General features: G+C 71.6%; 10 protein-coding genes. 9 read left to right on the top strand and 1 reads right to left on the bottom strand.

Going from position 1 to position 13,686, the window contains the following annotated elements:
• The first annotated feature begins 93 nt into the window (after positions 1-93).
• Both ligD and IF27_RS16200 read left to right on the top strand, forming a co-directional pair.
• Entirely contained in the window at positions 94-1,038 is a 945-nt protein-coding gene (gene ligD / locus IF27_RS16205) for a non-homologous end-joining DNA ligase (RefSeq protein ID WP_052850298.1), read from the top strand.
• Between the two features lie 162 nt (positions 1,039-1,200).
• A complete protein-coding gene (locus IF27_RS16200; protein WP_223291074.1) occupies positions 1,201-3,333 on the top strand; it encodes a Dyp-type peroxidase in 2,133 nt (710 codons plus the stop codon).
• Positions 3,334-3,427: 94 nt separating this feature from the next.
• Here the strand turns inward: IF27_RS16200 and IF27_RS16195 are convergent, their stop codons facing one another.
• Entirely contained in the window at positions 3,428-4,408 is a 981-nt protein-coding gene (locus tag IF27_RS16195; protein ID WP_052850297.1) for a TIGR03557 family F420-dependent LLM class oxidoreductase, read from the bottom strand.
• Between the two features lie 562 nt (positions 4,409-4,970).
• On the opposite strand from IF27_RS16195, the gene IF27_RS16190 reads away from it, so the two are divergent.
• From IF27_RS16190 to IF27_RS16160, 7 genes are all read left to right on the top strand, one after another.
• Entirely contained in the window at positions 4,971-5,972 is a 1,002-nt protein-coding gene (locus IF27_RS16190) for a LacI family DNA-binding transcriptional regulator (protein WP_052850296.1), read from the top strand.
• Between the two features lie 163 nt (positions 5,973-6,135).
• Positions 6,136-7,824 carry an ABC transporter substrate-binding protein gene (locus tag IF27_RS16185; protein WP_052850295.1) on the top strand — a complete coding sequence of 563 codons (1,689 nt, stop codon included), beginning with the start codon at positions 6,136-6,138 and terminating at the stop codon, positions 7,822-7,824.
• 195 nt (positions 7,825-8,019) lie between these two features.
• Positions 8,020-9,162 (top strand): ABC transporter ATP-binding protein, encoded by a 1,143-nt coding sequence (locus IF27_RS16180; RefSeq protein ID WP_052850294.1) that lies wholly within the window; start codon positions 8,020-8,022, stop codon positions 9,160-9,162.
• Entirely contained in the window at positions 9,159-10,139 is a 981-nt protein-coding gene (locus IF27_RS16175; RefSeq protein ID WP_052850293.1) for an ABC transporter permease, read from the top strand. Before IF27_RS16180 ends, IF27_RS16175 begins: the two co-directional genes overlap by 4 nt.
• A 4-nt stretch (positions 10,140-10,143) precedes the next feature.
• Entirely contained in the window at positions 10,144-11,196 is a 1,053-nt protein-coding gene (locus IF27_RS16170) for an ABC transporter permease (protein WP_110945951.1), read from the top strand.
• Positions 11,193-12,185, top strand: a complete 993-nt coding sequence (locus IF27_RS16165) for an ABC transporter ATP-binding protein (RefSeq protein WP_052850292.1) — start codon at positions 11,193-11,195, stop codon at positions 12,183-12,185. Before IF27_RS16170 ends, IF27_RS16165 begins: the two co-directional genes overlap by 4 nt.
• Positions 12,186-12,224: 39 nt before the next feature.
• Positions 12,225-13,658: a GH1 family beta-glucosidase gene (locus IF27_RS16160; protein ID WP_052850291.1), complete on the top strand. Its 1,434-nt coding sequence runs from the start codon at positions 12,225-12,227 to the stop codon at positions 13,656-13,658.
• Positions 13,659-13,686: the final 28 nt, after the last annotated feature.

Genomic DNA, 13,686 nt, shown 5'->3' with positions numbered 1-13,686 from the left:
ACGCCTCCGCCCGCAAAACCCGGGGCCGGTCGCCGCGCCGCCCACGGGTCCCGCGCGCCGTTTGCGCCCCGCGGGGAGGGGAACCCGGCGCAGGTGAGCGCACGCAGGAAGCGGGAGATCCAGGTCGGCGGGCGGCAGGTGCCCCTGTCGAACCCGGACAAGGAGATGTTCCCCGAGGACGGCATCACGAAGGCGGACCTGTTCGCCTACTACCGCGCGGTGGCCCGTCCGATGCTCACCTACGTGCGCGACCGGCCCGTCTCCATGGAGCGCTACCCGGACGGGTACGAGGGCAAGTCGTTCTTCCACAAGGACATCCCGGCGCACTTCCCCGACTGGGTGCACCGCCAGGAGGTGCCCAAGGAGGGCGGCAGCCTCACCATGGCCGTCTGCGACGACGCGCCGACCCTCGCCTACCTCGCGAACCAGGCGTGCATCACGCCGCACATCTGGCTCAGCAGGACGGAGAGCCTCGACCACCCCGACCGCCTCGTGTTCGACCTCGACCCACCGTCGGGCGACGAGGGCGGGACGGCGCGCGCGGACTTCGGGACCGTACGGCGCGCGGCGCTCGACCTGCGCGACCTCCTCGGCGAACTCGGCCTGCACGCCGTCGTGATGACCACCGGCTCGCGCGGCCTGCACGTCCTCGTCCCCCTCGACGGGCACAGCGACTTCGACACCGTGCGCGCCTTCGCGCGCGACGTCGCCGACACCCTCGCCGCGCGCCGTCCCGACCTGCTGACCACCGAGATCCGCAAGAACCGCAGGGAAGGCCGCCTCTACCTCGACACCCAGCGCAACGCCTACGCGCAGACCGCCGTCGCGCCGTACGCCGTGCGCGCCAGGCCCCACGCGCCGGTCGCCACCCCGCTGACCTGGGACGAGGTGGACGACCCCGGCCTCGGCCCGCGCGACTGGACCCTGCGCACGCTCCCCGACCGGCTCGCCGATCGCGGCGACCCGTGGAGCGGCCTGCACCGCGCGCGCCGGTCCCTGCGCCCGGCGCAGCGCCGGCTCGCGGCGCTCGCCTCCTGACCGGGCCCCCACTGCCCCCGATTCCCCTGAACGAGTGGATTGACGGCCATGGCGACCCTCCGTGACCGGCTGATCGGTACGTTCGCCCATGCGGCCGGGCGTCACCGCCCACGGCCGCGTGGGGATCTGTCGCACACGCTTGCTGCACAACGGGGGAACACCATGGAGTACACCGCAGACACCTCAGACACGTCCGCGTCCGAGGCCGCGTCGGCGTCGGCTTCCACGTCGGCGTCGGCTTCCACGTCCACGTCCGCCAGGACCGGCTCCGTCACGACCACGCTGACCGACACCGCACCGCCCAGGACCGCGCCGCCGGTGACCGCGCCCCGCGCCCCGGAGAGCGTCACCACCCGGCCCGTCCCACCGCCCGTCCCGCACCAGGGCGACGCCCCGAGCCAGGCGCCCGACCTCCCGCTGCGCCGCAGCACCGAGATCCAGGGCGACGTCCTCGCGGGCTTCAAGAAGGACCACGTCCAGCTCCTGTTCCTGACCTTCGGCGGCGGCGAGCGCGCCCGCCGCTGGCTCGGCCGCCTGCGGCACCGCATCGCGACGACGCGGGACGTCGCCGCGTTCAACACCGAGTTCAGCCGCGCCCGCCGCAACTCCGGCGGCGACGACCCGCACAACATGAACGCCGTCTGGCGCTCCGTCAGCTTCACGCACCCGGGCCTCGTGACCCTGGTCGGCGGCGCCCCGTACGCGGACGTCCCGCGGGGCAGCTCGCAGGAGGCGTTCATCCAGGGCATGGCCGCCCGCGCCGCCTCGCTGGGCGACACCGGCGAGAACGCGCCGTCCGGCTGGCTGTTCGGCGCCGACCACACCCTGCCCGTGCACGCCGTCCTGACGGTGGCCGCCGACCGCGTCGAGGACCTGCACGCGGCGCTCGCCAGGGAGCGGCAGGAGGCCGCGTCCCACCGCGTGACCGTGTCGTTCGAACAGTACGGCGCGACGCTGACCGGCGACCGGCGCGGCAAGGAGCACTTCGGCTTCAAGGACGGCATCAGCCAGCCCGCCGTGGAGGGCTTCGACGAGCGCGACCCTGACGACCCGCAGCACCAGCGCGGCAAGCCGGGCACACGCGTCCTGCCCGCGGGCGAGATCGTGCACGGCCACCCGACCGACCACCGGCTCGGCCCCTACCTGCCCGACTGGATGGCCGACGGCTCGTTCCAGGCCGTGCGCCGCCTCGCCCAGGACGTGCCGGGCTGGTGGGCGCAGGTCGCCGACCAGCTGCGGCTGCTCAAGGACGCGGGCGCCGTCCCCGAGGACGTCGGCTCCGAGTGGCTGGCGGCGCGCCTCTTCGGCCGCTGGCGGTCCGGCGCGCCGGTCACCAAGCACCCGGACGCCGACCCGGCCGCCGTGCTCGTCGGCGACGCGGACAACGACGTGACGTTCGCCGACGACTTCGAGGGCCGCATCACGCCGCTCTGCTCCCACATGCGGAAGTGCAACCCGCGCGACGGCCTGCTGGTGAACGCGGACGACGAGGCGGCGCTCGAACAGAAGGGCGCGCTCGACGGGCGGCGCCTCATGCGGCGCGGCATCCCGTTCGGCCTGCCGTTCGACCCGGCGGCGGGCGGGGGGAACGGGCCCGACGCCCCGCGCGGTCTCGTCTTCGTCAGCTACCAGGCCGACCTGATCGCGCAGTTCGAGTTCGTCCAGCGCACCTGGATCGACGGCCACGACTTCCCGGTGCGGGACACGCCGGTCGGCCGTGACGCGGTGCTCGGGCGTGAGGGCAGCGTCTCGTTCCCCGCCGGGGGCCCGGGCGGCGAGGGGAACGTGCAGCTGACGCTGCGCCAGTTCGTGCGCACGGAAGGCGGGGTGTACGCGTTCACGCCCTCGCTGACGGCGCTGCGGCTGCTCGCGGACGGCGCGATCCCGCCGGGCGGCGGCCCGCCGCGCGACCGCGTGGTGGCCGCGCCCGCGATCCTCGCGCGCGGCGAGGTCGTCAGCTCGGGCACGGCGCGGCTGCGCTACGAGGGCGACGCGACCACCGCCACGCGTCCCACCGACGACGACGTGCCGCCGCCCGTGGGCGCCAACAACCTCGTCCTGCGCGACGCGCAGGAGCAGTGGGTCTGGGACGCGGGGATGGCCGGGAGCACGGGCGTGCGTGGCGAGTTCCGCGAGGACGGCTCGCTGGCGCTGGTGGACGTCACCGGGCTCGTCCTGTGGTCGAGCGGCACGGAGGGCAATCCCGGCGCGACGCTCGTCGTCCGGGCCGCAGGTGACGTGGTGATCCGCTCGGCGGACGGCCGCATCCTGTGGAGCACGGGCAACGCCCGCTGACATGCCCTGACCCCGGCCGGCGGCGGGGGCGTGGACCAGGACCGGTCCGCGCCCCCGCCTCTGCCGTCATCCCCGCCGCGCGGCGTCCGGCGGCTCAGACCCTCGCGCCGCGCGGGGTCAGGGCGCGCAGCCTGCCCGCCAGTTCGTCGCGGAAGAACGCCAGGAAGCCGTCCGCGTCGGGGCCCGCGTTCAGCAGCGCCAGCCGGTCGAAGCCCGCGTCCACGTACCGCTGGGCCATGGCGACATGGTGGTCGGGGTCGGCGCCGCAGGCGAACTGCCGCAGCATGTCCTCCTCGCGGACGGTGGTGGTGGCCGCCTCGAAGTTCACCGGGTTCGGCAGCTCGCTCATCACCTTCCAGCCGGTGACCGCCCAGCGGTTGGTCTCCAGCGCGGCGCGCGCGGCGGTCCGTTCGTCCGGCGCCCAGGCGAGCGGCACCTCGGCGTAGGCCGGGCCACGGCCGCCCGCCTCGCGGTAGGTGTACACCAGCTCGGGCCGCGCCTCGGTGGCGAACAGGCCGCCGCCGATCTCGGCGGCGAGCCGGGCCGCCTCGTGCCCGCCCGCCGCCACGGCGATCAGCGGCGGCTCGTCCGGCAGGTCGAAGACCCGCGCGTCCTCCAGCCGCAGGTACGTGCCCTCGTAGGACCGGTAACCGCCGCGCCACAGCAGCCGGATGATCTCCAGCGCCTCCCGCAGCATCGCGTGCCTGACGGGGACCGAGTCGGGGAATCCGCGGCCGACGACGTGCTCGTTCAGCCGTTCACCCGCGCCGACGCCGAGCGTGAACCTGCCGCCCGACAGGAGGGCGAGCGTGGCGGCGGCCTGGGCGACGACCGCCGGGTGGTAGCGGACGGTGGGGCAGGTGACGCCGGTGGCCAGGCCGATCCGCTCCGTCCGCGCGGCGATGGCGCCGAGCACGCTCCAGGTGAAGGGGGAGTGACCCTGGTTGTCGAGCCAGGGGTGGAAGTGGTCGCTGATCTCGACGAAGTCGAAGCCCGCCTCCTCGGCGGCCACGGCCTGCCGTACCAACTCGTCGGGCCCGAACGCCTCGGACGCCAGCTTGTAACCGATCTGCATGTGCACTCCTCGATCCGGGGTCCGCGCCGGGGCCGCCGCCGCACGGGGCACGGTGCCAGGCGCGGCGGAGGAGGCCCCGGCCGACAGGCCGTCCGCCGCGTCCGGTCCGCCGGATGGCGGACCGCGCGGGGGACGACCCCGGCGCCCCGACGCGCAGGGTGACGAGAGCGGGCACGCTCGGTGAGAGCGGGGGGACGGATCGGGCATTGGTCCGTACCGTTACCGAATCGAGGCCGGTTGCCCCGTGGGCAGTCACCTCAAACCTGCATACCGTCTCCCACCAGGGACAACACAGGTCTCACGCAAGGGAGCGTGGAACGAGATGTCATCGTGACCATGAGACGGCGACGCTGGTCAAGCCAAGTGCAACGTTTTCCTCGTTCAACCTGTGAAGGCATGTGGCCCCCTGAGTGCTCCTCAAAAGACCGAACCGCCATCTCTTGACGGCTTCGGAGCGAGCCGGTTAACTCCCACGCAACATCGCCGGAACCGGTTCCGGAACCGGTGTCGGCGCTGCCGCCGAGTCGGACGGCAGCCCTCAGTGTGCCGAGGAGCCCAGTCCATGCGTGTCACCATCGCCGACGTCGCGCGTACCGCGGCGGTCAGCAAGACCACCGTTTCGCGCGTGCTGAACGGCAAGGGAGAGGTGGACTCCGAGACCGCGGACCGCGTCCGGGCCGTGATAGCCGAGCTGGGCTACGTGCCCAGCTCCCGCGCCGTCGGCCTCGCCCGCGGCAGCAGCCGCACACTGGCCATGCTCGTGCCCTCCCTGACCTGGCCCTGGGTCGGCGAGATGGTCCAGGGCGTGGCGGACACCGTGGAGGCCGCCGGGTACGGCCTGCTCCTGTTCACCTGCAACCGCGGCGAGGTGTCCATGGCGCAGTTCACCAGCCAGGTCTCCGCCCGCGCCTTCGACGGCGTGCTGGTCGTCGAGCCGGAGAACACGCTGCGGATGATCGCCGCGCTCCACCACCAGGGCCTGCCGCTCGTCATGATCGACGACCGGGGGCAGCGCCCCGAGTTCCCCTCGGTCGCCACCACCAACGCCGAGGGCGCCGCCGCGGCGGCGAACCACCTGCTCGCCTCGGGATGCCGCGCCCCCCTCACCATCACCGGGCCCCGGCACTTCGGCTGCGTGCAGGACCGGCTCACAGGTTTCGGGAGGGTGCTGCGCGAGAACGGCGTGGCCCTGACCGAGAAGTACGTCCTGTCCGGCGACTTCACCGTCCGCAGCGGACAGACCCTGATCGAACGCGCGCTGGCCGACGGTCTGCACTTCGACTCCGTCTTCGCGCACAACGATCTCAGCGCCACCGGAGCCCTGCACGCCCTGCGGGGAGCCGGTCGCCGGGTCCCGGACGACGTCGCCGTGATCGGGTTCGACGACATCCCGATCGCGGCGTACACAGAACCGCCCCTCACCACCGTCCGACAGCCCATGCGGGCGATGGGCGAGACGGCGGCACGGCGGATGCTCGACCATCTCGGCGGCGTGATCCCGCTGGACACGGAACCGGTCGTGCTACCCACCGAACTCGTCGTCCGGTCCTCCGCGCCGGGCTGACGGTCCCCCCGTCCTCACCACCCCGCACCCCCCACAGCGCCGACGGGCGGCGCGCCACCGCAAGACCTTGAGAGAAGAAGAACGGCGCCGGTCCCAGCACCACCGGGACAGTGCACGACAGGGCGCCGAGAGAACAGCATTGCCCTACGGGAGGTTCCAGAAGATGAGAGTCCGTACGCGTTCGCGCAGAACGCTCGCGACCGCCGCCAGCGTGGTCATCGCGCTCGGCGTCATCGCCGGCTGCTCCGGCGGCGGCGAAGGGGCTTCGGGTCCCGGCGGTAGCGGCAACGGCGACGGCGTCCTGAACGTCGGCATGCCGAACGGCCCGCAGACGAACAACAACAACCCGCTCCTCGACACCTCCGCCGGCGCCTCCCTCGGCTACCGCGCGATGATCTACGAACCCCTCGCGATGACCAACCCGGTCCGTCCCGACCAGGACCCGGACCCGTGGCTCGCCGAGTCGTGGGAGTTCAACGAGGACTTCACGCAGGTCACCTTCACCGCGCGCCAGGGCCCCACCTGGTCGGACGGCGAGGAGTTCACCGCCGAGGACATCGCGTTCACCTTCGAACTGCTGATGAACACCCCGGCCCTGAACACCGCGGGTCTGCCCTACTCGGACGTGGCGCTCGACGGCAACACCGTCACCGTCTCCTTCGAGTCCTCGCAGTACGTGAACCAGACGCGCATCCTGGACACCTACATCGTGCCCGAGCACATATGGGCCGAGGTCGAGAGCCCGGAGATGTTCGAGAACCAGGACCCGGTCGGCACCGGCCCCTACACCCTGGACACCTTCACCCCGCAGACCATCACGCTGGTCGTGCGGGACGAGTACTGGCAGGACCTGCCCGAGGTCCAGGAGCTGCGCTACACGTCGTACAACGACAACAACGCGCAGACCACCGCCCTCGCCAACGGCGACAGCGAATGGTCCTTCGTCTTCATGCCGGACTACGAGAACGTCTTCGTGGCCCGCGACGAGGAGAACCACAAGCTGTGGTTCCCGACCGGCCTCGGCATCCACGGCCTGTGGATCAACAACGAGCGCGCCCCGTTCGACGACCCGGCGCTGCGCCGTGCGATGAGCATGGTCATCGACCGGGCCGCCATCAGCGAGCAGGCCCACGCCGGTCTGTACCCGCTGCTGGAGAACCCGACCGGTCTCCCGCTGCCCGCCGGTGAGTCGTTCCTCGCCCCCGAGTTCCAGGGCGTCGTGCAGGAGCCCGACGTCGAGGGCGCCCGCGCGGTCCTCGAAGAGGCCGGGTACGAGCTGGACGGCGACACCCTGCGCACCCCGGACGGCGAGGCGGTCTCCCTGACCCTCACCGACCCGGCCGGTTGGTCCGACTACCTGACCGCGCTGTCGATCATCCGCGACAACTTCGCCGAGATCGGCATCGAGGCCAGCGTCGAGACGCAGACCGTGGACGCCTGGACCGACGCGGTGAACGCGGGCGGCTTCGACGCCACGCTGCACTGGACCAACACCGGTGCGACGCCGTACGACATGTACGCCAACATCATGGACGGCGACCTGTACAAGCCGATCGGTGAGGCGTCCCCCGGCGGCAACTTCGGCCGCTTCCAGAACGAGGACGCGACCGCCGCCCTGGCCGCCTACCGCGAGGCCCCGGACGAGGAGTCCCGCAACGAGGCGCTGTTCGAGCTGCAGCGCATCCTGGTGGACGAGGTCCCGATGATCCCGACCGTCGCCGGTCCCATCGGCGCCGAGTACAGCACCAGGAACTGGACCGGCTGGCCGACGGAGGAAGACCCGTACGCCCCGCCGCAGCCCACGCAGCGTGGTGCCCTTGAGGTCGTCCTGAACCTCGAAGCAGCCAACTGACGACGGGCACCCCCCCAGCACGCCGTCAGGACCTGTGGCCAGGCCCCCCGATGACGAGGACCGCCTGACAAGGCCCGAGTGACAAGGACCCCGCCGGGTCCGCCAGACCCGCCCGCCCCCGCCGCATCCACACCACGCGCCAGCACCGCGGCGGGGGCGGGCGCCTCTCGCCCTCGTACGACAGGACACCAAGTCATGCCCGAAATCCCCGATCCACCCACGGCGGAAGTGCCGGTGTCGGACCGCGAGATCGTGCTGGAGGCCAAGGACCTCAGCAAGCACTTCGCCGTCCGGCGCAACCTCCGCAACCTCGCCGACCGCAACCGGCCGGTCGTCCACGCGGTGGACGACGTCAACCTGAAGCTCCGCCGCGGCACCGTCACCGCCGTCGTCGGCGAGTCCGGGTCAGGCAAGTCCACCATCGCCCGGCTCCTCGCCCAGCTGTACCCCCTCACCGGCGGGCAGCTGCTGCTCCAGGGCAAGCCGGTCCGCGCCGCGCGCGGGCGCGCCTTCCGCGCGTACTGCCGCCAGGTCCAGATGATCTTCCAGGACCCGTTCGGCTCGCTGAACCCGACGCACACCATCCGCTACCACCTCACCCGCGCGCTGAAGATCCACAAGCGCGCCGGGAACACGGCGGCGGACCTGGAGCAGGCCCTGAAGGAGCTGCTCGGCCGCGTCCACCTGACGCCGCCGGAGCGCTACCTCGACTCGTTCCCGCACGAGCTGTCGGGCGGCCAGCGCCAGCGCGTCGCCATCGCCCGCGCCATGGCGGCCGACCCGCAGGTCCTGCTCGCCGACGAGCCGGTCTCCATGCTGGACGTCTCCATACGCCTCGGCATCCTGAACCTGCTGCGCGACCTCAAGGAACGCCTCAACCTGGCGATCCTCTACATCACCCACGACATCGCGTCCGCCCGGTACTTCGCCGACGAGACCCTGGTGATGTACGCGGGCCGCATGGTCGAGGGCGGCGACAGCGAGACCGTCACCCAGCGCCCCGCGCACCCGTACACCCAGCTCCTCATCGGTTCCGCGCCCGACCCGGACCGTGTCGCCGTCGAGGCGGGCGCCCCGGCGGGTGAGCCCACCGAGGCCGCCGACGCGGTCGCCGAGGCCGTCGTCGCCACCGAGGACGACGACCGGGCCGGCGAGCCGCCCAGCCTCATCAACCCGCCCAGCGGCTGCCGGTTCCACCCGCGCTGCCCGAAGGCGATGGAACGCTGCCGCACCGAGCTGCCGCCGCGCTTCGACCTGCCCGGCGGCCAGTGGGCCGCCTGCTGGCTGTACGCCGAGGACGCCGAGGAGCGTCCGGTCCTCAAGGGGGCTCCGGCGTGAGGTACTTCATCCAGCGGGTGCTGTTCTACGCCGCCACGGCGTGGGCCGCCATCACGATCAACTTCTTCATCCCGCGCCTCATGCCGGGCGACCCGGTGCAGTCCCTGATCAACCGGTACCAGGGCCAGCTCAGCACCGAGGCCATCGACTCCCTGCGGGTCCTGTTCGGCCTCGACAACGAGACGTCCCTGTGGCGGCAGTACCTCGACTACTGGGGCAACCTGTTCAACGGTGACCTCGGCACGTCGTTCACCTACTTCCCGACCGGCGTCTCCGACATCATCAGCCAGAGCATGCCGTGGACCCTGACGCTGATGGGCCTCACCACGGTCATCAGCTTCCTGCTCGGCACCGGCCTCGGCATCCTCGCGGGCTGGCGGCGCGGCTCGTGGCTCGACTCGATGCTGCCGGTCACCACCTTCTTCGCGGCCATCCCCTACTTCTGGCTCGGCCTCATCGCCATCGCGGTGTTCGCCGTCCAGTGGCAGTGGTTCCCCGCGTCCGGCGGCTACAGCAACGAGTTCGTCCCCAGCTGGGACCTCGACTTCATCGGCAGCGCCCTGTACCACGGCGTCCTGCCCGGCGTGACGATCATCATCAGCTCCATCGCGGGCTGGATCCTCGGCATGCGCAACATGATGGTGTCCGTCACCGCCGAGGACTACGTGCTCGTCGCGCAGGCCAAGGGCCTGTCCGAGCGCCGCGTGATGTTCTCCTACGCCGCGCGCAACGCCATCCTGCCGAACATCTCGAACTTCGCCCTGTCGCTCGGCTTCATCGTCGGCGGCACCCTGCTCGTGGAGATGGTCTTCTCCTACCCCGGCATCGGGTTCGTCCTCTACCAGGGCGTGAGCGCGAAGGACTACCCGCTGATGCAGGGGGTCTTCCTCTTCATCACGCTGGCGGTGCTGGCGGCCAACCTGGTGGCCGACATCGTCTATCTGCTGCTCGACCCACGCACCCGGCGGGAGGGGTAACGACATGGCCCTGCAAGCCACAGAAGCCGCCATCGCCTCCCCCGAGGCGGCGGCCCCGCGCCGCGACAGGTTCCGCTTCCTGCGCAACCGCAAGACCGCCATCGGCCTCGGCATCCTCGGTGTCTTCCTGCTGATGGCGATCTTCGGCGAGGCCCTGGCGCCCTACGACCCGTCGGCGCGCAGCGACGACCTGCTCCAGTCGCCGTCCTGGGACCACCCGTTCGGCACGACCCAGACCGGCGAGGACATCTTCTCGCAGATCCTGGTCGGCACCAGGGGCGTGCTCCTGGTGGGCCTCCTGGCCGCCGTGATCGCGACCGTCCTCGGCGTCCTCATCGGTGTCACGGCCGGATACCTTGGCGGTGTCGGCGACGACGTGCTGTCCTCCGTCAGCAACGTCTTCCTCGTCATCCCGTCCCTGCCGCTGATCATCATCATCACCAGCTTCCTGCCGGAGACGGGCGACCTCATCATCGCCCTCGTCATCGGGCTCACCTCCTGGGCCTGGGGCGCCCGCGTCCTGCGGGCCCAGACCCTGTCCCTGCGCGGCCGGGACTACGTGCAGGCCGCCCGCGCGTCCGGCGAGTCCACCTGGCGCATCATCGTCTTCGAGCTGCTGCCGAACCTGACCCCGGTCATCGCCTCCGGCTTCATCGGCACGGTCATCTTCGCCGTCCTGTCCGAGATCACGCTCGCCTTCATGGGCATCGCCGACATCTCGAACTGGAACTGGGGCACCGTGCTGTTCTGGGCCCAGAGCAACCAGGCCCTCGCCCAGGACGCGTGGTGGTGGTTCGTCCCCGCCGGTCTGTGCATCGCGCTGCTCGGCACCGCGCTCTCGCTGATCAACTTCGGCATCGACGAGTTCATCAACCCCCGGCTCAGGAGCCAGGGGCGCGCGGAGCGTTCCGTCAAGATGCGTGTCGGCTTCACCCCCGTGGTCCGTGACGGTCGCCCCGCGACCGGCGCCCCGCGGCACGCCGCCCCGCACGGTACGGCCCCGTCGGAACCCACCGACCCGCCGGCCGTATCCAAAGGAAAGGGGAACCTCCGGTGACCACGCCAGCCGTTCTCGACATTCGCGGCCTGAACGTTGACTACGGGCTCGGGTCCAAGGCGGTGCACGCCGTCCGTGACGTCAACCTGACCCTGCACCGCGGCGAGGTCCTGGGCCTCGCCGGGGAGTCAGGCAGCGGCAAGTCCACGCTCGCCTACGCCGTCACCCGTCTCCTGTCGCCCCCCGGCGTCATCACGGGCGGGGAGGTCATCTACCACCCCCGCAAGGGCGAGCCGATCGACATCCTCGACCTCGGCAGCGAGCAGCTGCGCGCCTTCCGCTGGCAGGAGATCTCCCTGGTCTTCCAGGGGGCGATGAACTCCCTCAACCCGGTGCACACCGTGCGCTCGCAGCTCACCGACGTCCTGAAGGCGCACCGCGCCGACATGCCCAGGGCCGCCCGTGACGCGCGCGCCGCCGAACTGCTCTCCCTGGTCGGCATCTCCAGGGACCGGCTCGGCAGCTACCCGCACCAGCTCTCCGGCGGCATGCGCCAGCGCGTCATGATCGCCATGGCGCTGGCCCTCGACCCGGACATCGTCATCCTGGACGAGCCCACCACGGCCCTCGACGTCGTGATGCAGCGCCAGATCCTGCGCCAGCTGACCAGGCTCCGCGCCCAGCTGGACTTCTCGGTCGTCTTCATCACGCACGACATCTCGCTGCTCATCGAGTTCTCCGACCGCATCGCGATCATGTATGGCGGCAGAATCGTCGAGGAGGCGGGCAGCAAGGAGATCTACGAGACGTCGAACCACCCGTACAGTCACGGGCTTCTGCACTCGTTCCCCGCGCTGCACGGCCCCCGCCGGGAGCTGACCGGTATCCCCGGTTCGCCCCCCGACCTGACCGCCATGCCCTCGGGCTGCGCGTTCCACCCGCGCTGCCCGCGGAAGTTCGAGCCGTGCGACCAGCGCGTGCCGGTCCTCGCGCCGCCCACGCCCGGCAGCGACCGCAGCGTCGCCTGCTGGCTGCACGCCGAGCACTGACCGACCGACCGCGCAACATACAGGAGCGACGACAGCACCATGACCTCCATCGCAACGCCGTCCGGCCGGCCTGACGCCGCGCCGGTGGCCGTCTCCTTCCCCGAACTGGCCACCGATTTCCGGTGGGGGGTCGCGACCTCCTCGTACCAGATCGAGGGTGCAGTGGACGAGGACGGCCGCACCCCCTCGATCTGGGACACGTTCTGCCGTGTCCCGGGCGCCGTGGTCAACGGGGAGAACGGCGACATCGCCTGTGACCACTACCACCGCGTGCCCGAGGACGTGGACCTCATCGCCGGTCTCGGCGTGGACACGTACCGCTTCTCCCTGGCCTGGCCGCGCATCCAGCCCGGCGGCCGTGGCCCGGCCAACCCGGCGGGCGTCGCGTTCTACGACCGCCTCGTGGACACCCTGCTCGACCGGGGCGTGACGCCCTGGGTCACGCTCTACCACTGGGACCTCCCGCAGGAGCTGGAGGACGCGGGCGGCTGGCCCGCCCGTGACACGGCCTACCGGTTCGCCGACTACGCCGAGCTGGCGTACGACGCGCTGGGCGACCGTGTCGTCCACTGGACGACGCTGAACGAGCCCTGGTGCTCGGCCATGCTGGGCTACCACCTCGGTGTCCACGCGCCGGGCCGCAAGGACTTCGGCGACGCCATGAAGGCGGTCCACCACCTGCTGCTGGGCCACGGCCTCGCCGCGCAGCGCCTGCGGGCCCGCGCCACCGGCCCGCTCGACCTGGGCATCACGCTCAACATGGGCCACACCATCCCCGCCTCGGACTCGGAGACCGACCGTGCCGCGCAGCGCCGCGCGGACGCCCTCGGCACCCGGATCTACATGGACCCCCTGGTGCACGGCCGCTACCCGGCCGACCTGCTGGAGGACTTCGCGTCCCGAGGCATCGAACTGCCCGTCGAGGACGGCGACCTGGAGATCATCTCCACGCCGCTGGACGTCGTCGGCGTCAACTACTACACCAGCCACCAGTTCGCGGGCACCGACGAGAACGGCGCCACGACGGACGAGGACGGCCTCCCGGTGGTCCGTGGCGTCCCGTTCGGCCGCCCGGTGACCCACATGGACTGGGAGATCGTCCCGGAGGGCCTGACGAGCCTCCTGGTGCGTCTGCACGAGGACTACGGCGTGCCGCTGGTCATCACGGAGAACGGCGCCGCGTTCGACGACACCTCGGAGGAGGACGGCACGGTCCACGACACGGACCGCACCGCCTACCTCGCCGACCACATCGGGGCGGTCGCCAAGGCGCGCGCGGCGGGCGCGGACATCCGCGGCTACTTCGCGTGGTCCCTTTTCGACAACTTCGAGTGGGCCTACGGGTACGACAAGCGGTTCGGCATCGTCCGGGTGGATTACGACACCCAGCGCCGGACCGTGAAGGACAGCGGTCAGTGGTACGCCGACAGCATCAAGCTGACCCGGGAATCCGTAACCGGTTCCGGAACCTGACGCCATAGTTGACATGCACGCAATCTGC

It is taken from the genome of Streptomyces avicenniae, assembly GCF_000719135.1.
Lineage (GTDB): Bacteria > Actinomycetota > Actinomycetes > Streptomycetales > Streptomycetaceae > Streptomyces > Streptomyces avicenniae.
Note: the sequence above shows the minus strand (reverse complement) of the source record. Positions and strands in the feature narration are given on the sequence as shown.

Bases quoted from the DNA above. Each gene is read 5' to 3' on its own strand.
- IF27_RS16200 (WP_223291074.1), top strand. From the start codon at position 1,201: ATGGAGTACACCGCAGACACCTCAGACACGTCCGCGTCCGAGGCCGCG.
- IF27_RS16195 (WP_052850297.1), bottom strand. From the start codon at position 4,408: ATGCAGATCGGTTACAAGCTGGCGTCCGAGGCGTTCGGGCCCGACGAG.
- IF27_RS16190 (WP_052850296.1), top strand. From the start codon at position 4,971: ATGCGTGTCACCATCGCCGACGTCGCGCGTACCGCGGCGGTCAGCAAG.
- IF27_RS16185 (WP_052850295.1), top strand. From the start codon at position 6,136: ATGAGAGTCCGTACGCGTTCGCGCAGAACGCTCGCGACCGCCGCCAGC.
- IF27_RS16180 (WP_052850294.1), top strand. From the start codon at position 8,020: ATGCCCGAAATCCCCGATCCACCCACGGCGGAAGTGCCGGTGTCGGAC.
- IF27_RS16170 (WP_110945951.1), top strand. From the start codon at position 10,144: ATGGCCCTGCAAGCCACAGAAGCCGCCATCGCCTCCCCCGAGGCGGCG.
- IF27_RS16160 (WP_052850291.1), top strand. From the start codon at position 12,225: ATGACCTCCATCGCAACGCCGTCCGGCCGGCCTGACGCCGCGCCGGTG.